This window comes from Novosphingobium sp. (genome assembly GCF_030696665.1).
Taxonomy (GTDB): domain Bacteria; phylum Pseudomonadota; class Alphaproteobacteria; order Sphingomonadales; family Sphingomonadaceae; genus Novosphingobium.
Genome location: NZ_JAUYRV010000043.1, coordinates 21436 through 41554, shown reverse-complemented (window position 1 = coordinate 41554; position 20119 = coordinate 21436). Strand labels below are relative to the sequence as shown.

Genomic DNA, 20119 nt, shown 5'->3' with positions numbered 1-20119 from the left:
GCGGCAGGTTCGTTGCCAAAACCCGCCACTCTTTCGTCTGCGCATTGGGCATAAATTGCGACCGCTATTGGGCCGTTTGTTGAATGGCAGGTCTTGGAAAAAACGAGGCTGAAGCGGCCATGCTGGTTTCGGGAAAGGGCCTCGCCGTCACTCATGACCGCAGATGGGTGGCAATCTGCCTTTCCGCTTCGAGCTTTAGTCAGTGATGCCGAGGGGCACTTCTGCGTAGCCGCTATGCTTTAGGTGGAGATCAAACCAGTCGACGAGCTCGCGCGTGATGTCGCGGATGTTGGCGGGCGAATTGGCGAGCGAGTGGTTCTCGCCCCAGTAGCGCAGCAGCCGTGCCGTGCGGCCCTTTCGGCGCAGCAGCGAATACAGTGCTTCCGGCTGCGAGAGCGGCGCGCGTGTGTCGAGCTCCCCGTGGATCAGCAGCAGCGGTGTGTGGATCCGGTCGGCGAAAGTGAGGGGCGAGTTGCGGTGATAGAGCGCGGGATCGGTGGCGGGATCGATCCTGAAGCCGAGCCCGCTTTCATAGATCGGGCCGTTGGCCGCCATGTCCTGCTCTATGCCGGGCCAGCCCCGTGCTGCCGGATCGAACGCGCCGTAATTGGTGGCAATGTCGGTTGCCCCTGCGATCGCGGCCGCCGCTCTGAAGCGGTCGGTCTGCGCTACCAGCGCGCTGACCGTGTAGCCGCCGAAGCTCTGGCCGAACACGCCGACGCGGTCGTTGTCGGTGATGCCGAGCTCAACCAGCTTGTCGATGGCAGGAAGGACGCCGCCGGGGAACGCTGCAAGGGGCTCTCCCGGAGCGTCGCTGCGCGGGACCGGGATCGAGGGAATGGCCACGACGTAGCCATGGCTCGCGTAAAGCTCGAGGTTGTAAAGACCCGGCATATGCGGATCGAGGAAGTAGTCGTCGATCCCGGACGGGCTGTAGCCGCCATAGACCCACATCAGTGTCGGGTAGCGCCGCGCAGGATCGTAATCGGCAGGGAGCAGCACCGCCATCTTGAGCGCGGTGCCATCGGCATGGCGATAGTCGATCATGCGCCGCTCGCCCCAGGCGATATCGGCAAGGTGCTGGTTGTGCTGCATCAGGGCCCGGGGCGCGGCGGGATCGTCCCACGAGGTGAAGTTCACGACGCTGCCTTTGAACCCGTTTTCGGCCCAGACAATCCCGCTGCAATCATGGTTGAGCATCCTGGCGGACGACGCGAGCCTGATGCTGGCCGGGCGCGGGTCGTCGCTGGACCAGAGGCTATAGGTGGCGGCCCCGTCTTTCCGTTCGGTGACGAGCCGTGCCGCGCCGTCGCAACCTGTTGCTTTCCTGGCCTTCCATGGCACGAACCGGCGTGCGGCAGGATCGAAGCGGACCGGGCCGGCCTTGCTCTGACCGGTGATCTGCCCCCTTGCCGAGGTCCGCAAGCTGGCAAGCCCTTCGACATTGTCCTCTACCTTGGCGGCCCGGCCAGTGCGAACATCGACGAGCCGCCACCCGCTCCCTGCCTTGCCATCCCGCACCAAAATGCTTGTCCGGTCGGCCCAGAGCGCATGGGATCCCTCGCGCCAATGCGCTGGCGCGGCATCATCAAAGGTCAGGCCGGGGGCTTGGGCGGTCAGCGCGAGGGCATTCGCCGCGAGGGTCCAGAGGCTCGCCGAGTTCGCGTCTGAAGCTGCCCGCGCGCGCAGGGAGATGTATTCCGACTCCGGGGACCACCCGATGATGTCGAGCGGGAATTGCGCGCCGCCCGGCGGCTCGACCCGCTGCAAGGCCGGTCGCTCGCCAAGGTCGAGCATGAACAGGGCGTTCTCCACTGCCCATGCCATGACATTGGGCATATCGGCTGACCGGCGGTGTGGCGGGATGGCCCGCACCGGCGCGAGGATCGCCGCGCGGCGGGCATTGGGCGAAAGGGCAATGGTCAGCGCGCCGAACATCGGGAATGCCGGCACCTCGCCAAGATTCGTCGTCGAGCCATCCGCCAGATTGAAGATCACCAGCTCCGCCGAATAGTTGACCTCAGCCAACTCAGCCGCCGCCGTCGCGCTGTCGGAGCGCGATAGCGTCGGCACCTCGCCTGCACGCATCTCTTCGCCCGCCTGTGATGCCTCGCGGTGGAACTTGGCGTAGCGATCCACCATCGTTGAACGCTCACCCGACGGCATCAGCACCGCCAGCAGGCGATCCGGGCCGAGCCAAACGAAAGGGGCATTCTCGTCATTCTCGCGGCACGTATTCGGGAGGCTCGCGCCTGGGCTGCGCAGGTCGAGCTCATTGAGCGGCGAGCCGTAGCGCACCTGTGTCATCATGGCGCGATCACTGACGCGCCGGGGCGCTTTTGTCCCGCGCTCCCACACATAGAGGCGCACATTGTCACCGCCGCGCGGTTCACTGAGTTCGGGCGCAGTAGAGAGCATCGCCAGTCGCTTGCCGTCGGGGCTCCAGTAGGGGCACCAGTAGCCTGCCGCGCTCGCTTGCCCATCGGTCAGCTGGCGCAGCTGCGACCCGTCGCGCTTCACCAGCCAGATATCGGTGCGCGAGGAGTCGATCTCATAGGAATTGCGGCCATAAACCTCGCCTGAGGTAACCGGGCGAGGCATCGCGATCGCGATCTCTTCAGAGTCCGGAGAGATGTCGGCGCGGTCGACCGTCGCGGTCGCGAGCACATCGTCGATGGACAGCGGACGGGCAGTGGCGGAAGCCCCCATCAGCATCGACAGGAAGCAAAGAAGAGCTGCTCTTGATGAACGTATTCCGGAAGCTTCCAACTTTGCCGCCCTTCGACGCAAACCTTCTGTGATCTTTCAAGGAACTTAGCCAATCATCTGGACGGCGGCTACGGCGTCGGTTGCGGAAAAGCAGGAAATCGCGCCGATTCTAAAAAATCTGCCGTTCAGGTTCCGACTCCATTGCGGACACCCGCCCTGTTGGTAAGGTCTCCGGGATGAAACCAGCGGCAAAGACGCTTCGAGCGATAGAACATCTGCTTTTTGCAAGCCTCGTTGCATGGCTCGGCATCGCTGGCTTTTTGTATGAGCGCTTCCATGATCGCGTTCCTACTTGGCAACTGGTTCCAGCGCTCATCGCGTTTATGGCCTTCGGCTATTTTGTTTATCGTGTATTGCTCGGAGCTTTGTCATCGAACCGCAGATGACTGTCGCCAATGAGCCCACGCGTCCCCTTCCCACCCACTTTGCGCCATAGAGCGTCCTGCAAGGTGATGCTCGAAGCCGAAATCACTGGCGGGTTCCCAATGCCCGCTTTCAGGCAATGCAATGGTCGCTGTTAATGACCGGGATGGGGCGCTTTGCTGACCTTCTTCTTTTCCCTCAGCGATGGCCGCTTCTGGCTGGATACGACGTTCAACGCAGCCGATCCGAGCGACCGGGTCTGGTCGGAACGAGCCTAACGCCATTTACACCCTTTTGCCTGTGGCTCGATTTTCAAATGGCCACTCAAGCAACCACTGCTTCACCGCTTGGGCCTAGGTTGAACGTTTGCTCTCCGCCTCGCTAGGCAGACTTTTGGCAAACAGCGTGCCGACACTGATCGGTGAGAAGGCATCGTCTGCCCAATGCGGGGTGGTGCCGGGAATGCCATAGCGGAACGGTCGGCCTTCCGGGATATGCAACGTTCCGAAAATCCAGTCATAGACCGAAAGAAAAACCCCGAAGTTGCGGAAATTTCCGCCGTCGCGGCCATATCCGTGGTGGCTGTGATGGATTCCCGGGGAGATGAAGACATGTTCCAGCCCGCGAAACACCGGGCCGAAGAAGGTGTGCCGTCTGACCGCGTCGTCCCAGCGGAAATCGCTATGGGTAAAGATGCCCCAGAAGGTGAAAATCACGATCCCCAAGCCCGCCGCCCGAGCCTGGCCGAGATAGATCGCCAGCGAAAACACCCAACCCAGACCCCCGACCAGTATCCAGAATGGGCTGATACGGAAGTTTAGCAGGACGTTTACATATTTGGCGGTGTGATGCGTGCGGTGCATGCGCCAAAACCAATCGAACCAGCGCGTGCCCTTCAGCTGGTGACTGGCGCGATGAACCCAGTAATTTGCAAACTCCGCCAACAAGATGATCGTGATCAACGCCGGCAGAAATGGCACATCTTGCAAGGCTCCCTGCCCACCCGGAAACAGGTACGCGATGGACATCGCCACCATCGCCGTGCCCGCCGGGCGGACCAGTGCGGCCCCGAGCATGCAGATACCGTTTACCAGCCAGTCGCTGCGGTTGTAGATTTCACGGTGCCGGCCGGCGATAACTTCGGCCAGCAGGATCGCGCCGGTTACGGCCAAAACCCAAAGCCCGAGATGGTCCATTGTTTTTACCTTCATCTGTTGTGAACATCGTTGCAATGAAGGGTTTCTGCGTCCAATGCATATTGATGCTATTTTTAATGATGCGGATGCATATGTATGGACCTGCGAAACTTGCGCCATCTGGTCGCCCTTTCCCGCCGCTTGAGCTTTTCGCGCGCCGCCGAGGATTTGGGTCTGTCCCAATCCGCACTCACCCGCAGCATTCAGGCACTGGAGCAACAAGTCGGGATGCGGTTGTTTGATCGAGATCGCGCGGGGGTAAGTCTTACTCCACAAGGCCAGGTTGTAGTTGGCCGAGCCAAGGCCTTGCTAACCCAAGCAGATGATTTTGAACGCCAGTTGCGCCAAACCGCACGAGGGGAAGAAGGACGGGTCAGCTTCGGCATGGCGCCATTGCCGGCCTGGACGTTGCTGCCGGCCGCACTGTCAGAAAGGCTTTCAGCAGCTCCAGCCCTCACCAACGAGGTCGTGGTCCGCAATGTCGAGGCACTGTGGCCTCTGCTGATAGCGGGTGACATAGAGTTTTTCGTCAGTGCAGAAGGGCAGGTGCCTGATGCGCCGCTCGTGCGCGCCGAAACTCTTGGCAACTTCCCGGTCACGCTGATTGTCCGCGCGGGTCACCCTTTGCTGACAGGAGACTGCCAAGACGCCGCATTTCCTGTACTGCTGTCAAGTCGAGCAACCGCGAACGTGGCAATATTCGACGACCTCCGCAAATGGGCGGCAGGCCCCCCGCATGTGATCGAGGATTACGGCACACTGGTTACGCTCACCAAGACCACCGATGCGATCTGGGTTTCATCTGCCTATTCCGTTGCACAGGATCTCGCGGCGAAAGTGCTTCATGCACTTGGTCCGCTCCGAACCGGCGCACCCCAAAGTTTTCGAATGGTTATCTATTCGCTCGACCGTCGCTCCCAGTCACCGGGAATGCAAAGGTTAAAGCAGGCCTTTCGGCAGCGGATACAAGGACTGGAGAACGCGCTCCGCATATGAATTTTGAGCTGATGGTCTAAAACGATCCTATCGCGGCGGCCCAAACCCTAATCTAGGATCGGCACGAACGATGGTTGTCAGCGGGGCGCTATCACGGTGCTATCCGGCAGGAGTTGGCCGCAATCCTGCTCGCCAGTTTCTTGGACCTAAAGTGGCACGTCTAGATTGAACCGGACGTTCGCCGCTTCCAAGCTGAACGACCTGGTTTGGTCATGGTCGGCCAAGGGCAACCTTGATCCTTTCCCATCCTCCCCGCGCTCGCGCGATGTCGGCCAACATGCGATGCCATTCGTGCAGCGCGATGCGCGCGGGATTTCGGGAATCAAGATCGTGCACCAGTCCATACCGTAGTGTGCGATCTCGCGGTTCTGCGCGAAAGGTGCCGAACAAGCGATCCCACACGATCAGGACGCCACCAAAGTTGCAGTCAAGATACTCGGTCTCGCTGGCGTGGTGGGCGCGGTGATGCGATGGCGTGTTGAACACCGCTTCGATCCAGTTTGGCAGGCGGCGCACGGCTTCGGTGTGTAGCGGAAACTGATAGATGAGGTTCGCGCCCAGCAGCACGGCTACCACCGTGGGCGGAAATCCGATCAGCACCAATGCGGCAAAGAAGACCCAACCCAGCGAGAAGAACTCCGTCCAGCCAAGGCGGATTGCACTGGGCAGCACATATTCGCGCGAGGAATGGTGCACCGCGTGCGTTGCCCACATCCAGCGGACGGTGTGGCTGAAGCGGTGGAACCAGTAGTAGGCGAATTCAACAGCGAAGAATCCGGCAACCCACGTCCGCCAATCGCTGGCAGACAGTTGTAGGGGGGAGATGTCAGCCAGCAGTAGAAAGATCGCCCCGGTCGCGATGCCGGTGATCGGGCGGAATACGGCCTGCCCCACAGCCACGCCGAGGCTGGCTGCCGCGGCACTTCCATCATATCCGCGCCCCTCACGCAGACGCCAGCCGATTTCTGCCAGCACGAGAGCCAGCATGATGCCAAGAATCCAGGGGTGTTGGAATGCCAGACGCATGGTGTGATCCTCTAGTTGCGTTTCAGGTCGGCGATTGCGGCCCTGATTTCGGCTTCGGTCACGCGGTTGTCGCGGTTGCTATCGGCCATGTCGTATGCGGGTGTCGGGCCGGAGGTGAACTCGGCGCGGCTGATGCGGCCATCGCGGTTCGTGTCGTAGGTCTGGCGCATGGTGGCAAGGCGTCCGCTGTCCCAGTGCGCCTTCGCAAAGCCCGGCAAATCGTCCTTGCTGAAAATGCCGTCTCCGTTGCGGTCAAGCCGAGGCCATTCCTTCACGCGGTGTACGAGGAGTTCTTGGCGGGTGATTGCCCCGTCCTTGTTCGTATCGGCAGCGCGCAAGCGTTCCAGTGCTTCTTCACCACCGAAATCGCGGGAAGGACGGGCGGTTGGCGCGGCGATTGCAAACGTTGGGACGACTATCAGTGCCAAGGCCAGAGAGGGTCTTGTTATACGAACGAAACGCATTGTGCAGGATCCGTCGGCAAAGAGGGCATGACGCAACGTTTGGGGAGGCTTCGACAGGTGGGAGCGTCGCGCCATGCCAGGTTGAGGGACTTCCAGTACAGATCGTCCCGGGGTCACGTGAAGGCGATCAACGGCAAGTGATCGTTTCGCCCGCAGCAGTGGTGCAGGTGCCGGTGTGGCTTACCGCCCCATCGCTAAGCGTGGTGGACCCCGAGTAGCTGTTCCCGGTGACGGCGTTGGTTGCACTGGTCGAGCGCGATCCACTGGCGGTTCCATCGGCGCTGCGGGTGAAGCTGCCCTGCGACGAAGCGCTGCCGCGCGCGCCGCTGGTTGCAGCATCGGCGTTGCGCGTTACCGTGCCATCGGGCGAGACCGAAGTGGTGGAGGCGCGCGCGCCGCGCGAGCCATTAGTACCTTTGAAGCCTGCTGCGCTGGTGCGGGTCACAGTGCCATCGGCAGCGGTTGTGGTGCCTGCTGCACGACCAGCCACGCCCCTCTGGCCTGCGACAGCGCCGACCGAGCCGTTCTGGCCGCGAGCGCGAACGCCTCCGCTGGCGTCGGCGGTGGAAGCGAATGCAAGTGCGGCAACTGCTGTCAATGCGGTGAGCGTAGTGCGAAAATTTTTCATGACTGATCTCCTTCATGCTGGCCCGGGAAGAGGTTTGACTTTTGTTTCCGGGCGACAGGAGATTTTCTGACCGCAAGATGCATCACCGGAATGTCGGAAAAAGCCGAAGTCGTGGCAGAGCGTGACAGTGAAGGCCTGACGTAACAGTTTGTCACAACTACCCCACCGTATCGGCTGGCTGATCGTCCCCGGCGATGGCAGGAACAAGCCCATGACCGAACGTCCACACCGCCTGCTTGTCGTCGATGATGATCCTGAACTGCGCAGTCTGTTGCAGCGCTTCCTGTCAGAGCACGGCTTTTCCGTGCGCGCGGTGGAAAGCGGAAAGGCGATGGACGTGGCGTTGCAGCGTGAGCCGGCCGATGTCCTCGTGCTGGATCTGATGATGCCAGGCGAAGACGGGCTTGCCATCCTGCGTCGCCTGCGCGCCAGTGGCGAACAGGTGCCAGTGATCATGCTGACGGCGCGTGGCGATCCTGTGGACCGGGTACTTGGGCTGGAAATGGGCGCGGATGACTATCTGGGCAAACCGTTCCTTCCACGGGAACTGGTAGCCAGAATTGCTGCGCTGCTGCGCCGCATGGCCCCGGCACGGAGCACGAATAGCGACGAGACTGTTGTGGTCGGCCCCTTCCTGGTCAACTTTTCGGCCATGTCCGTCAGCCGCGATGGCACGGTCCTGCCACTTTCCTCGCGCGAGTTTGCGCTGATGGCCGCTCTGGCGCGCAGCACCGGCAGGCCGCTCAGCCGTGCGCAACTGATCGACCGTGCGCTGGGCCGCGATGCCGAAGTGACCGACCGCGCGATTGATGTTCAGGTAGCCCGCCTGCGACGCGCCATCGGCGATGATGCGGGTGAGCCACGCTTCATCCGTACGGTCTGGGGTGTGGGCTATGTGCTTGCGCCCGAAAACGGCGGAACCGGCCAGGCATGAACTGGCGGCTTCCGACGCTGGCCTTGCCGCGGAGCCTTTTGCGCCGGAATGTCGCGCTGATGGTCGGGGTCGTGCTGGCCGGACAGGTGGTGGCCGGGCTGCTGGTCATGGCGTTGGTAATACAGCCTCAGGTCAACCGGATTGCTCAACTGACAGCCGATATGATTTCCGTTCTTACCCACGTGATGGAAGATCTTCCGGACGCAGAGCGCAAGATCATGCTGTCGCGATTCGAAAGCAGCGGCAATGTCCTGATTAGGCTGGAAGAACCTGCCAATAGGGCTGCGTCGCAGAGACTACGCAACCGTGTGCCCAATTTCGTCGAACGGCAATTCGTGCGCGCTTTGTCCCATCGGTTGGGTTCTGGAAGAGAGCTGAAGTGGCAGCGCGGTGCCGACGATCGATTGTGGTTCGAAATGCGGCTCGGCACGCAAACCGTGTGGATTAGCGTTACGCCGCCATCGGGGCGCAGCGCACTGCAGACAATGCTCTATGCTTTTCTCGTCGCGTTCATCGTTGCAGCAGCGGCGGGCCTGCTTTTGCAACGAAGGCTGGATGCCCCGCTTCAGCGGCTTGCGGCGCAGGTCGATGCCTTTGCCCCTGACATGGCTAGGCACGAGCAAATTCTGCCTATGCTCGAAACAGCAGGCCCTGACGAAGTCGCAGCGGTGGCCAGTGCCTTCAACCGGCTGACCGAAAGGTTGGCCAATGACGAAGCGGAAAGGACGCTGATGCTTGCCGGGGTCAGCCATGACTTGCGCACTCCGCTAACCCGGCTTCGCCTGTGCCTTGAAATGATGAGCGGGCATTATGACCAGATTGAGGCAACGGCTGCACGGCAGGTTGACCGGATCGAGGCGATGCTTGAGCAGTTCCTTGATTTTGCCCGCGGCTTTGCCGAAGAAGCGGTCGTGGGCTGCAGCTTAGACGAATTGCTTTCGTCCGTGGCACGGGATGGCGATCCGCAAGGGCAAACGCAAGTCGTTGTCGACAAAGCGCTCCGCGCCAATCTGCGCTATCAGGCAGTGGCAAGAGCCGTTGGCAACCTTCTTGGCAACGCAATACGCTATGGCCAACGACCGATTAGGCTCCAGGCGCGCAACGAGGGAAGTTTTGTTCTCATCGAAGTCAGCGATGCGGGCCAAGGGTTCAGCGCTGCTAGCGCAGAACAATTGCGACGCCCGTTTGCCCGAGGTGACAACGCACGCGGCGGGGATGGAGCTGGACTAGGTCTTGCCATTGCCGAACGCGTTGCCGTGGCACATGCAGGATCCTTGCGCTTCGTGTTTCGACATGGCCGTTTTTGTGCCGAACTCGCATTGCAGGACCAGATTTTGCCATAACAATGATTGTTCGCAAAGCGGCTTAAGAATCGTGGCTTGGCTGCCAGGCGCTGAATAGCAGCGCGGATGCCATAATTGCTGCCAATGCGAGCCAGAAAATTGCGGAAAACGCCATCGCATTGCCGAAAAGGATCCGGGCTAGGAAGGTGATGGTAAGAGCAGCTGGCGTTCCTGCCACAACGCCATTCCAAAACGCATGTAGCGCGTGCTCCTGCATGCCACGTCGACGCCGCTTGCCAAGCCAGATGTAGGTTCCGGTTGCACAGATTGCCGTCAGCGCAGCGCCGAGCAGGAAATAGGCTAGTTTGACCGGAAGGCCGCCGAAACTGCCAAAATGCAGTTTGTAAGCAGACGCCGCTGCCTGCTGTCCGATTTGTCCGTCCGCAAGCCCGGCCGTCTTATGAAAGCGGCCGAAAGCGTCGAAATCATAGTATTCGCCGAAGATCAGTCGGCGCTCGTGATCGCCCACGATCTGGACGTGTTGCCCTTTGGTCATGGGATTGTGAAGCGTGGCATAGGTCACGGCCACTTCAGGGTAGGCGCGCGCCATGTATTCCAGCGCTGCAGCCACGTTGGGAACAGGTGCAGGCGCGGCGTCGGGCTTGCCTTCCCCACCAAATACTGTTGCGTAGACAGCTTCGACATCTCCGCCATAGCTGTTGCTGGCAATCGCATAGGCGGTGATGGTAGCCATGCCGATCATGGCCCCGGTTAGCGCGATGGCAAGCGAGAAGGGCAAGGTCCATACGCTCAACCGGTTGTGCCAGTCTGCCAAGCCGACGCCATTGCTGTTGCGTGCACGCAGTCGAAACGCGTCACGGAAAATGCGCGGCAGTGCGATCACGCCGCTGAACGACAGCGCCAGCATCAGCACGCCCAGAATGCCGACCACCGTGATGCCGACAAGCGCTGGCAAGTTGAGTGTATAATGGAGTTGCACGAGAAAATCGGACCAGGCGATCTCTTCCGGTCCGGCGATGGCGCCGGTCCGGTCTAAATGAACGGCCTGCGTATCGGTGGTGATCGTGGTGCGAGGCAAACCCTCGGTTGGCAAATGCACGTAGAGATGCGTGGTGCGGGGTTTGCCTGCCTCACTTGCCAGAACGGCCTCAACTCCACGCTGTACGGCAACGCGATCTATTGAAGACATTTCTGGTGCATGGACTTGCTCGATCCGCTGCAGCTCTTCGTAGAACACCGCCACTGTCCCTGTTAGCGAGACAATGTAGAGCAGCGCACCGGCCAGCAGGCCGATGGCGGCGTGGGCCGATAACGCCTGCTTGACGGTTCCGGTCTCAATCATGCGGCTCACGACATGCTCCCTTTGACGATGGCGGGAATTGCGGCGATCAAAGGCAGCGCGATGCACACCAATTGGCGCTTGCGATTCTCAGTCATGAGCAAGAGAAACGCCAGGATCGACCAAACCAATGGCACGGCAAAGAAGACGAGCACGTTAGCATCAGCTACACTTGCGTTGACCGTCAGGGCGGCCCAACGCGTCATCACGCCGATCGCGATGGCCGCGACCAGGCCGCCTCCAACCACGATGGCGAATGTTGTGATACGCTTTGCCAGATGGCGTGGTTCACCCGGCTCAGGCAACATGCCTGCTCTGCGGTCCGATCCCCTGCTCTTCCTGGCCGGATCGCGCCATGCGGCTATGGCCAAGAGAATAAGCGCCGCTGCCATCGCCCAGAGCGAGGCTATGCTAACACCCCAGGCACCGGCATAGACCCAGCCAGCTGCGAGTCCTGCGCCGATCAACATCCAACCTGCGGTGTTGAGAATGACGGACCGATTTGCGCGCCCCCAGGCAAAACGCAGCGCGCCTATGCCCAGGATGCCAAACAGTGCGCCCGCGGTCATCATTGCCGCGCCTGCCATCAAAACCGATAGCTCACGGTGCCCATGACGTTGCGTTCACTACCCATGAAGCAGTCTCCACGCGCCAGGCATGCTGAGTAGTAACTTTTGCGGAAAAGGTTTGTGGCATTGAGCGTGACCGCCCATTTGCGCCACGACAGTTCCACCAAAGCGTCGGCCAGCGTGAACCCGGGCGTTCTGACCCCATCGGGAAAGGCCGGACCGAACGAACGCTGGCTGCCCACATGGCGCACACCGCCGCCCAGCAGCAACGCGGTTTCCTCGTTCAGCGCAATGCCCGTCGTTGCCCACAGCGAGGCGTTGAACTTCGGCACATTGTCGATCTGGCGCCTGGTTTCGTCCGCTTCGGCCTGGTTGTAGCTGGCATTGGCAATCAGGTTTACCGAGCCGACAAGAGACACCCGCCCTTCAAATTCCACGCCTTTTGAGGTCAGGGCTCCGATCTGGACCTGATCGAACGGATCGACTGTGCTGTCATCGGAAACGGGGCGATTGCTTTCCCTGATGTGATATCCGGTCAAGGTTACCAGCATAGTGTCGGCGGGATGGAACTTGATCCCAACTTCGACCTGGCGGCCAGCCTTGGGGATGAAGGCCGTTCCATCGCTCGCGGTCCCCGCAATCGGCTCAAAGCTCTCTGTGTAACTGAAGAAGGGCGAAATTCCCGTGGCAACTTCGCCGATGATGCCGGCACGGAATGTTGTTGCCGAATCTTTGCGCCACGCTCCGCCGAAGCTTTTGGCCTGCGTCCAATCACGCCTTGCGCCAAATACCACTGAAACGCGATCGTGCAGGCGAATCTGGTCCTGCAAATAGATGCCTAGTTGATCCTGATCGACATCTTCGGCAACATATGTCGGCGTCGGCAGCCCACCGCCATAATCTGAGAGCGCACCATAATCGATATTGTATATGTCGAAGGTTTCGTAAGCAAAACCACCAGTCTTGTTGACAGAGTTGGCACTATAATCGACACCAGCCAACAACGTATGCCGGATGGCTGACCCGGTGTTGAAATCAATCTGCAAGTTGTTATCGGTGGAGAAGATCTCCATCCGGGCGATGCTGCCATCAACGTACAGCCCCATGATGCGCTGATTGGCATCAAGGAACGGGTTCGTGGGATTGGTGTAATTGTCTGGGTAGTGCGTGAAATAGGCAAGGTCGCTGTCGATATAGCGTGCCTTTAAGTTGATCCGAGCGTTTTCACCAAAACGCTGCTCCAGCAGCGCTGTGCCTTGTAGCAGGCGACCATCATAACGGTCCCAGCCCGGCTTGCCAACGAACAGGCCGTTGGACAGCGTGCCATTGGGATTGGGCAAGATTGTGCCCACCAGCGGCAGGAACTGTGATGTCGAGCCGCCATCGTCTTCCTGATAGAGTCCGATCAACGTGAACGTCGTGTCTGACGAAGGCTTGAAGGTGATTGAGGGTGACACCATTACCCGATCATCGGGAACAAAGTCGGTTTGTGTCTTGGCATTGCGAACCCGCGCCACCAGACGCGCCGCAACGCTTTGGTCAAGCGGCCCGGTAAGGTCGAGCATGACTTCTTTGCGGTCGAACGAGCCGTAGCGGACCGAAGCTTCGCCGTGCGTTTCGAATTCAGGACGTTTGGAGACCAGATTCACGATCCCGCCCAGCGCGCCCTGACCGAACAAGACCGATGCGGGGCCGCGGACCAGTTCGACTTGTTCGAAATTGTAAGGATCGGCACGAATGCTGGCGTAAAAGCTGAAGATGTCGCGCATGCCATCCCGAAATTGCAGCGCATTGATTCCGCGCACGAATGCCCCATCAACGCGGCTGTCGGGACCATACGGATTGGCGGTGACGCCCGAGACATAGTTCAATGTATCGCCAATGCTCACCGCACCTTGTGCAAGGAAAATCTTGTCATCGATCACCGTGATGGGTTGCGGGATCTGTACAATCGGCGTGTTGGTTTTTGTCGACGTTGTCGCCGCTTCCTGTGCCGCCGTGACGACGATCGTGCGCTGATCTGCGCTTGCATCAGCTTCAGCCGCGACTGCGAAGCTGGGGGTAAGCGCAGTCGCGCAAAGGATGGGTGCTAGAAGATTGCGCATGTCTACCCCTGAAATCACAAGAGATTTTCTTGCTACTGCGACCTAGTCGCATTTGCAAGAGGTCAAATGCGAGACTGGCGAGAGCTACCCGCGCACCCCATTGCACTCTCACCAGCAAAAGGTGCCGAGCGACAATGGCTGCACCTGTCTCGCGTGGCCGTCGCGGAAGCTTGGCGGAGTGGAATTTTCTGGCCCTGCGAATTTCAATAACGAAGGCTGGAATACCTGCCTTCCTAGCGGCCAGGGATGGGCACCGGCTGACATTCGTTTTGGCTAAGATGGAAAATAATCTTGGTCGGCCGCTGGTGCTGTTATCGGCAGCGTGAGCGTGGCAGTTGCCGCGTTGAACTCGGGCATTCGCGCTTCAGATTGCGGTTATCGATTCCGGTCCTTGGTTCATCACGCTTTTGGGAAGGGCGGGAGGACTTGGTCTGGGACGATCGTTAAGTGCATTGCAAAACGCCTTCACTCCGGCCGTCTTGGTCTGGGACTTTGCTGTCGGTTGCCGCAGCTTACGCTAAGGTCTGGCTACGAGGGAACCAGCCATCCGTCGGGCCGCACAAGCCCCTTCTGTTTTGTCCAAGCCGTCGGACGGTCTTGAAAGTCCGCTTACATTGGCCATTATGCTACTTAGCCCTCTCTAGATTGTTGCTTGGGCCGCGGCAGTGTTGAGCAGGCGTTCGGCTGCTCCGGCAAGGTCGAGCACGGTGCAGGCATGCCCGTCGTTCAGACGGATTGTCGGGCCCGGCAGGCCGGGCAGTTGGGCGGACCGGTCCTTCGCTGCAATTTCTTGCAGCACCTTGCGATCGACCGAATGCAGTTCGTCGACGCGGAATCCTGCGCGGCGCAGGCCTTCGGAATGATCGCTGCGCGTGACTATGATGTAGCGTCCGTCGCGGGTGGCACCATCGCCCAGCACGTGAGCGAGATCAAGCAGCGGGACGCAGTGCCCGCGTGACGCGAACAGGCCGATCATGCCACATTTCCCCGGTGGCATGGGCAGGATCGCGGTTTGTGCGAGCAGGATCTCCTCGACCGCTGCAAGCGGGGTGGAAAAGCGCTGTTCGCCAACCGAGAAGACAAGGAACGGCTTTTCGGACGTGCGCGTGGCACGCTCGTCGGATTGCGCGGAGTGGACCGTGGTCTTTGCGTGTTCGGGTACGTTGCGGATCACACCCAGGTTGCGCAGGCCTTCGTGCGTGGCAAGCTTTTGCGCATCGATCAGGAGTGCGCTGCCTTCAGCCGTTTCGAGCATCCCGCGCGATAGCACGGCACCAGCCACCGCATCCTGCAGCAGTGGCGCAAAGCAGCGGGCGGCAAACCGTCCGATATCATCTACGGAATCGATCAGAAGTGCGACAAGGCCGAAGGATTCTGTCCAACCTGGTGGTGCAGGATCGGGCAATTGAGTGCGCACGACAATGCTCGCACCGCTGCGCCGCCCTGCGGGAAGCGAACCGTGGCCAAGGAGGTGTAGCGTATCAATCACCGGGATTTCAGCGCCTTTGTATTCGCGCTGGGCGATCCACAGTTCGGTTTCCGCCGGCGTCGGCAGAAGATCTGCGCGGGGCAGGCTGGCATCGACGCAACTGGCGGGCAGGGCAAGCCGTAGACCAGCGACCGTGAACACGAGAATCGGCTCATCGATCTGGCGGGCATCGTCCTTTCGCGCGCTGCGATCGGTAGCCGTGACCATGCCGGGCAGCGCGATGATCGCAGCCGGATCTAGCACGACGCCGTTGTGAGTCTCAACGCGGAAAGTGCTGAAAAACAGGCGCTCTCCCTCATTTGCCGTGCTGTGGCCGAGCGGGTTGATTTCGCGCGAGGTGAGCGGCATGACGCCCAGAATGCCATCGGCCAGAACGGCAAAAACGTGCTGTTCATGGCGCAGGATCACGATGATCGAGCGGTCATCTGACTGCGACTCACCGTTAACGACCGAGGCGCTGGTCAACGCGCGAGCAAGGTCGATCACCGGAATGACTTCGCCCCGCAGTTCAAGCGCGCCGAGTATGTCTGCTCGCGATGCGGGGAAAGGATCGAGTTGCGGGGGGCAAGGCACGACTTCGCGGATGGCGGCAACAGGGAGTGCCGCGCACAGCCCGGCCAGGCGGATCAGGCCGTACAGGGTATCGTGTGTGCCCGGTTGCAGCACCGCAGTCATCGTCTTCAGGCGGCGATGCTGGTCGTGGCGGAAAGCTGCGAGATCTGGCCAACTACATTCTCGGTCAATTGCGCCTGATTGGCGGCAAGCCGCGTGATCGCCTCGATTGCGGAATTGGTCTGCTGCACGCTGGAAACGATGTCGGAAAAAGCGTTGCGCGCCATGCGCGAGCGATTGGTGCCTTCGCCTACTTGTGCGTTGGACTGGTCGATCAGGCGCGAAATGTCGCGCGCGGCGGTGGAACTGCGCTCGGCCAGCTTGCGCACTTCGCCTGCGACAACAGAGAAGCCCACGCCGTGCTCGCCCGCGCGGGCGGCCTCGATTTCGGCATTGAAGGCCAGCAGGTTGGTTTGCCCTGCAATCTCGCTGATGACGCGCACGATTTCGGAAATGGAAGTGGCAGATTTCTGGATGAGTTCGATGGCTTCGATGGCCGAACCCAGCGTGTCCTCACCCTGTTCCGCATTGACGCGGGTTTGCAGTGAAAGGGAAAGCGCCTGCTCGGTCGATCCGGTGATTTCGCCAATCGATTTGCAAAGCTGTGCTGAAAGCAGGTTCATTTCGTGTGCGCGCTCGTTGATGGCCGTTTCCATCTGCACCTGTTCGGTAATGTCGAAGGCATACTTCACGATGCGCACGGGATTGCCCGTCAGATCGAAGATCGGATTGTAAGTGGCTTGGATCCAGATATCGCGATCATACTTGCCAACGCGGTGGAAACGCCCGGCATGATACTGCCCTGCATTGAGCGTCATCCAGAAATCACGATATTCAGCGCTCCGGATATAGTCGGGCGAGCAGAACATCGAATGGTGCTGTCCGACGATCTCGCGCAGCGAATAGCCAATGGTGCGCAGGAAATTGTCGTTAGCACTGATCACCTTGCCATCGAGATCGAATTCGATCGTGGCAAGGCTGCGGCCGATGGCATCGACTTTGGCTGAGAACTCGTTGCTGCGCAATTTTTCTTCAGTGACGTCCGAGGCGAATTTGACGACCTTGACCGGTTTGCCGCTGGTATCGAAGATCGGATTGTAAGAGGCTTGTATCCACACCTCGCGGCCATCCTTGCGCAGGCGTTTGTATTCACCGGTGTCAAATTCACCGCGGCCCAGCTTATCCCAAAAAGCGCGATATTCTTCGCCTTGGGTAGCATAGACATCGCAGAAGATGCGATGGTGGCGGCCGCGAATTTCCTCGATGTGGTAGCCCATCAGGGTCAGGAAATTGGCATTGGCATCCAGAACATTGCCTTCAAGGTCGAACTCGATGACGGCTTGCGCGCGTTCGATGGCGCGCACCTTGCCCTCGGATTCGGCATCGCGACGGCGCTGGTCGGTGATGTCGTGCGCGAACTGCACGATGCGCCGAGGTTTGCCGGTCAGGTCCAGAATAGCGGCATAGGAGGCGTGAATCCACACGTCGGCGCCCGAAATACTGCGGCGCTTGAACACGCCGGAAATGGCCTCACCCTTGATCAGGCGGTCCCAGAACTTTGCGTATTCCTCAGTCTTTACAAAGGCCGGGTCGCACAAGTCGCGGTGGGTAAAGTTGCTCTCCTGCCCAGCTTCAAACCCTTTCATCGTGCGGAAGAGGTCGTTGGCGGACGTAATCTTGCCGGACAGGTCGAACTCGACCATCGCCTGCGCGTTTTCGATTGCTGCCAGCTTACCTGCTGCGGCAAGCGCCTCAAGGCGTTGCTGCGTGACGTCCATGGCGATCTTTACGATGCGCTGCGTGGCACCATTGTCATCTTTCACCGGGTTGTAGCTGGCCTGAAGCCAGACCTGTTTGCCATCCTTACGGCGGCGGCAGAATTCGCCCTGCTGTTCTTCGCCCTTGGCCAGATTTTCCCACAGGGTGCGATAAGCCGCAGCGCTTGCAAACTGCTTTTCACAAAGCTGGCTGTGATGCTGGCCGACCAGTTCTTCGGCAGTGTAACCCATGAGATCAAGGAAGCGGATGTTGGCGCGCAGGATGGTGCCGCCAGTATCGAATTCGATCATGGCGAAGGCGTGGTCGATTGCCAACAGCGTTTGTCGGTCGCTGGTGTCACCGGCAATGGCCGCTGCCACATCCACCTTATCGATCTTCATGCCGAGCAACCTTCTGCAATTTCCTACAAGTTTTCAAATTACGACGCATGGCTGGCGCTGGGCTTCGCAATCCATTGCCGTTTGATCTAATAAACTCCGGTTTTCATATAACAGCAAACTACACTAGGAGAATTACTTACAATTTACGCATGGAGGTTGGCGAAATCCTTTGGACTAAAGATTTCTCTGCGCTTTACGAGTTTGCACCCTGGTCGGCGGCCACCTCGAAGTTCTGTGCGTTGACCCAGCGGCACCCGCCCGAAAGGAAGGCCAGCGATCGCCTCGCCGACATCGTCCGGCTCACCGATCGAAAGAAATTCGAGGACGCGCCGATCAGCCGGCAATTGCTAGGCGGCGTGGACAAATTTGAGCCAGTATCTAGCGGTGGCGAGATAGGCCATGCCGAGGAAGCTGTTGGCTAGCTGATCGTATCGGGTGGCGATGGCGCGGTTGATCTTGAGCTGTCCGAACATGCGCTCGATGCGATTGCGCTGCTTATAGAGCGCACGGTGATATTCGATTTTCACACGGCGGTTTGACCGGCCAGGAATAACCGCCTCGATATTCCGTTCGGCAAGGTCGGCGCGGATGGCGTCAGCATCATAGCCTTTATCGGCAAGCAAGGCATTCGGCCTGCGCTCTGGCAGGCCGATCAAGGGGGTATAGACTTTGCAGTCTGCTGCCTCGCCGACCGTCAGATGGAATGCTAGCGGTCTTCCGAGGGCATCAGCCAGACAGTGAAGTTTACTGGTGAACCCGCCCCGCGAGCGGCCAAGAGCTCGTCGATGAGCCCCCCTTTTCCGCCCGCTGCCGAGACATGGGCGCGGACGGTGGTGCTGTCGATGCTGTAGTGGCCAGTGTCCGCCATGATCTCGGCCAGAGTTACGGCCACGGCCTCCCAGACCCCGGCTTCGCTCCATCGGCGGAACCGCCGATAGATGGTGTTCCAACTGCCATATTTGGGTGGCACATCACGCCATGGTGAGCCGCAACGGAGCCGCCAAAGTATGCCGTTGATGATTGAGCGGTTCTGCTCAGGCGGTCTGCCTCGACCACGGTTCTCAGGCTGGATTGGCAGCAAGCCCTTCAGAACGCGCCATTCTGCTTCAGTTAGCTCACCCCGGCTCAAACCTGCCCCCAAAAGGCAGCCTTGAATCAACCCCTCAAGGTCATGTCAACCTATCGGCATCTGCAAGAACTGAGAAGCGGGGTGACACCCGGTTACCAGTTTGAAAGCAGGAAACGGGAAGCCCCGGCCCACAGCTATCCCTAAAGACTCTACTTCAACAGATGGAGTTGCAGAATGAGGCTGATAGAGGGCAAGGTTGCCATAATTACCGGGGCGAGTTCAGGAATAGGCCGGGCGGCAGCAACATTGTTTGCCGCAAACGGAGCCGCCGTCGTTCTTGTTGCTCGTCGACAGGATCGCCTGCATAAATTGGTCGATGAAATCGTCGAAGCTGGCGGGCAGGCAATGGCTGTCGCAGGCGATGTCACGGACGAGCGCACACATCGTGAAGCAGTGACCGCCGCCCAATCCGCCTTTGGCGGCCTAGATATCGCGTTCAATAATGCCGGGACAGTCGGTGCCATGTTGCCGCTCGCGGAGATGGAACCTCAGCAATGGTCGGACGTGTTGGCGACAAATCTGACAGCTGCATTTCTGGGCGTGCAGGCGCAGCTTCCGGCGATGCAGGCGCGTGGCGCGGGAACGCTGATCTTTACCGGTAGCTTCGTCGGCACCAGTGCCGGTTTGCCCGGAATGGGCGCATACGGCGCGGCGAAAGCTGGCCTCATGGGTCTGGTACGAGGGATAACGGCAGATTATGGCGCAACGGGAATTCGGGCCAACGCACTTCTGCCTGGGGGGACAGCGACCGAGATGGCCGGCAATACGGAACAACGCCAATGGGCTGCTGGCCTTCACGCCATGAAGCGGATCGCTGAACCTGAGGAGATCGCACAGGCAGCGCTCTTCTTGGCCAGCGATATGTCGAGCTTCGTCACAGGTTCAGCCTTGTGGGCCGATGGTGGAAACGCGGCGGTGAAGATTTGACCATGCAGGTGTCGCGTACGAAAAGCGAAATGCCGCATTCGTCCAACCTTGAGAATTTGTCCACGCGACCTAGACCGCCTTGGTAACCTTGTGAGTCACGCCCTGTAGCT

General features: G+C 59.9%; 15 protein-coding genes and 1 pseudogene. 5 read left to right on the top strand and 11 right to left on the bottom strand.

Annotated elements, in window-relative coordinates; genetic code table 11:
- Positions 1-195 precede the first annotated feature (195 nt).
- The gene (locus Q8R81_RS12260; RefSeq protein ID WP_305618211.1) at positions 196-2715 is read right to left on the bottom strand and encodes a prolyl oligopeptidase family serine peptidase; all 2520 of its coding nucleotides are present in this window, start codon (positions 2713-2715) and stop codon (positions 196-198) included.
- Positions 2716-2945: 230 nt separating this feature from the next.
- On the opposite strand from Q8R81_RS12260, the gene Q8R81_RS12255 reads away from it, so the two are divergent.
- Entirely contained in the window at positions 2946-3155 is a 210-nt protein-coding gene (locus Q8R81_RS12255; RefSeq protein WP_305618209.1) for a hypothetical protein, read from the top strand.
- Positions 3156-3485: 330 nt separating this feature from the next.
- Here the strand turns inward: Q8R81_RS12255 and Q8R81_RS12250 are convergent, their stop codons facing one another.
- A complete protein-coding gene (locus Q8R81_RS12250) occupies positions 3486-4343 on the bottom strand; it encodes a sterol desaturase family protein (protein WP_305618207.1) in 858 nt (285 codons plus the stop codon).
- Between the two features lie 96 nt (positions 4344-4439).
- On the opposite strand from Q8R81_RS12250, the gene Q8R81_RS12245 reads away from it, so the two are divergent.
- Positions 4440-5324 carry a LysR family transcriptional regulator gene (locus tag Q8R81_RS12245; RefSeq protein ID WP_305618205.1) on the top strand — a complete coding sequence of 295 codons (885 nt, stop codon included), beginning with the start codon at positions 4440-4442 and terminating at the stop codon, positions 5322-5324.
- Between the two features lie 210 nt (positions 5325-5534).
- On the opposite strand, the gene Q8R81_RS12240 is transcribed toward Q8R81_RS12245, so the two are convergent.
- The 3 genes from Q8R81_RS12240 to Q8R81_RS12230 form a co-directional block, all read right to left on the bottom strand.
- Positions 5535-6350, bottom strand: coding sequence for a sterol desaturase family protein (locus Q8R81_RS12240; RefSeq protein WP_305618204.1), 816 nt, complete (start codon positions 6348-6350; stop codon positions 5535-5537).
- A gap of 11 nt (positions 6351-6361) precedes the next feature.
- Positions 6362-6778 carry an EF-hand domain-containing protein gene (locus tag Q8R81_RS12235; RefSeq protein WP_305618202.1) on the bottom strand — a complete coding sequence of 139 codons (417 nt, stop codon included), beginning with the start codon at positions 6776-6778 and terminating at the stop codon, positions 6362-6364.
- A gap of 163 nt (positions 6779-6941) precedes the next feature.
- Complete coding sequence (locus Q8R81_RS12230) at positions 6942-7442, bottom strand: hypothetical protein (protein ID WP_305618200.1); 501 nt, start codon at positions 7440-7442, stop codon at positions 6942-6944.
- 211 nt (positions 7443-7653) lie between these two features.
- Here Q8R81_RS12230 and Q8R81_RS12225 point away from each other — a divergent pair, with 211 nt between their 5' ends.
- On the top strand, positions 7654-8376 hold the full coding sequence (locus Q8R81_RS12225) for a response regulator (protein ID WP_305618198.1): 723 nt from the start codon (positions 7654-7656) through the stop codon (positions 8374-8376).
- A 59-nt stretch (positions 8377-8435) separates the two neighbouring features.
- Positions 8436-9719 carry an ATP-binding protein gene (locus Q8R81_RS12220; protein ID WP_305618196.1) on the top strand — a complete coding sequence of 428 codons (1284 nt, stop codon included), beginning with the start codon at positions 8436-8438 and terminating at the stop codon, positions 9717-9719.
- 22 nt (positions 9720-9741) lie between these two features.
- Here the strand turns inward: Q8R81_RS12220 and Q8R81_RS12215 are convergent, their stop codons facing one another.
- The 6 genes and pseudogenes from Q8R81_RS12215 to Q8R81_RS12190 form a co-directional block, all read right to left on the bottom strand.
- A complete protein-coding gene (locus Q8R81_RS12215) occupies positions 9742-11022 on the bottom strand; it encodes a PepSY domain-containing protein (protein ID WP_305618241.1) in 1281 nt (426 codons plus the stop codon).
- Positions 11023-11027: 5 nt separating this feature from the next.
- The gene (locus tag Q8R81_RS12210) at positions 11028-11588 is read right to left on the bottom strand and encodes a hypothetical protein (RefSeq protein ID WP_305618195.1); all 561 of its coding nucleotides are present in this window, start codon (positions 11586-11588) and stop codon (positions 11028-11030) included.
- Positions 11589-11605: 17 nt separating this feature from the next.
- The gene (locus tag Q8R81_RS12205) at positions 11606-13693 is read right to left on the bottom strand and encodes a TonB-dependent siderophore receptor (RefSeq protein WP_305618193.1); all 2088 of its coding nucleotides are present in this window, start codon (positions 13691-13693) and stop codon (positions 11606-11608) included.
- 640 nt (positions 13694-14333) lie between these two features.
- Entirely contained in the window at positions 14334-15857 is a 1524-nt protein-coding gene (locus Q8R81_RS12200) for a chemotaxis protein CheW (RefSeq protein WP_305618191.1), read from the bottom strand.
- Positions 15858-15862: 5 nt separating this feature from the next.
- Positions 15863-17953 (bottom strand): PAS domain-containing methyl-accepting chemotaxis protein, encoded by a 2091-nt coding sequence (locus Q8R81_RS12195; RefSeq protein WP_305618189.1) that lies wholly within the window; start codon positions 17951-17953, stop codon positions 15863-15865.
- A gap of 347 nt (positions 17954-18300) precedes the next feature.
- A pseudogene (locus tag Q8R81_RS12190) lies at positions 18301-19034 on the bottom strand (IS5 family transposase).
- Between the two features lie 222 nt (positions 19035-19256).
- On the opposite strand from Q8R81_RS12190, the gene Q8R81_RS12185 reads away from it, so the two are divergent.
- Positions 19257-20009 (top strand): SDR family oxidoreductase, encoded by a 753-nt coding sequence (locus tag Q8R81_RS12185; protein WP_305618187.1) that lies wholly within the window; start codon positions 19257-19259, stop codon positions 20007-20009.
- Positions 20010-20119: the final 110 nt, after the last annotated feature.

What these genes read in the sequence shown, in the direction of transcription:
- Q8R81_RS12215 (WP_305618241.1), bottom strand. Translation starts at nt 11,022, where the DNA reads ATGATTGAGACCGGAACCGTCAAGCAGGCGTTATCGGCCCACGCCGCC.
- Q8R81_RS12220 (WP_305618196.1), top strand. Translation starts at nt 8,436, where the DNA reads ATGGTCGGGGTCGTGCTGGCCGGACAGGTGGTGGCCGGGCTGCTGGTC.
- Q8R81_RS12230 (WP_305618200.1), bottom strand. Translation starts at nt 7,442, where the DNA reads ATGAAAAATTTTCGCACTACGCTCACCGCATTGACAGCAGTTGCCGCA.
- Q8R81_RS12210 (WP_305618195.1), bottom strand. Translation starts at nt 11,588, where the DNA reads ATGACCGCGGGCGCACTGTTTGGCATCCTGGGCATAGGCGCGCTGCGT.
- Q8R81_RS12260 (WP_305618211.1), bottom strand. Translation starts at nt 2,715, where the DNA reads ATGCTGATGGGGGCTTCCGCCACTGCCCGTCCGCTGTCCATCGACGAT.
- Q8R81_RS12195 (WP_305618189.1), bottom strand. Translation starts at nt 17,953, where the DNA reads ATGAAGATCGATAAGGTGGATGTGGCAGCGGCCATTGCCGGTGACACC.
- Q8R81_RS12240 (WP_305618204.1), bottom strand. Translation starts at nt 6,350, where the DNA reads ATGCGTCTGGCATTCCAACACCCCTGGATTCTTGGCATCATGCTGGCT.
- Q8R81_RS12225 (WP_305618198.1), top strand. Translation starts at nt 7,654, where the DNA reads ATGACCGAACGTCCACACCGCCTGCTTGTCGTCGATGATGATCCTGAA.
- Q8R81_RS12250 (WP_305618207.1), bottom strand. Translation starts at nt 4,343, where the DNA reads ATGAAGGTAAAAACAATGGACCATCTCGGGCTTTGGGTTTTGGCCGTA.
- Q8R81_RS12255 (WP_305618209.1), top strand. Translation starts at nt 2,946, where the DNA reads ATGAAACCAGCGGCAAAGACGCTTCGAGCGATAGAACATCTGCTTTTT.
- Q8R81_RS12205 (WP_305618193.1), bottom strand. Translation starts at nt 13,693, where the DNA reads ATGCGCAATCTTCTAGCACCCATCCTTTGCGCGACTGCGCTTACCCCC.
- Q8R81_RS12185 (WP_305618187.1), top strand. Translation starts at nt 19,257, where the DNA reads ATGAGGCTGATAGAGGGCAAGGTTGCCATAATTACCGGGGCGAGTTCA.
- Q8R81_RS12200 (WP_305618191.1), bottom strand. Translation starts at nt 15,857, where the DNA reads ATGACTGCGGTGCTGCAACCGGGCACACACGATACCCTGTACGGCCTG.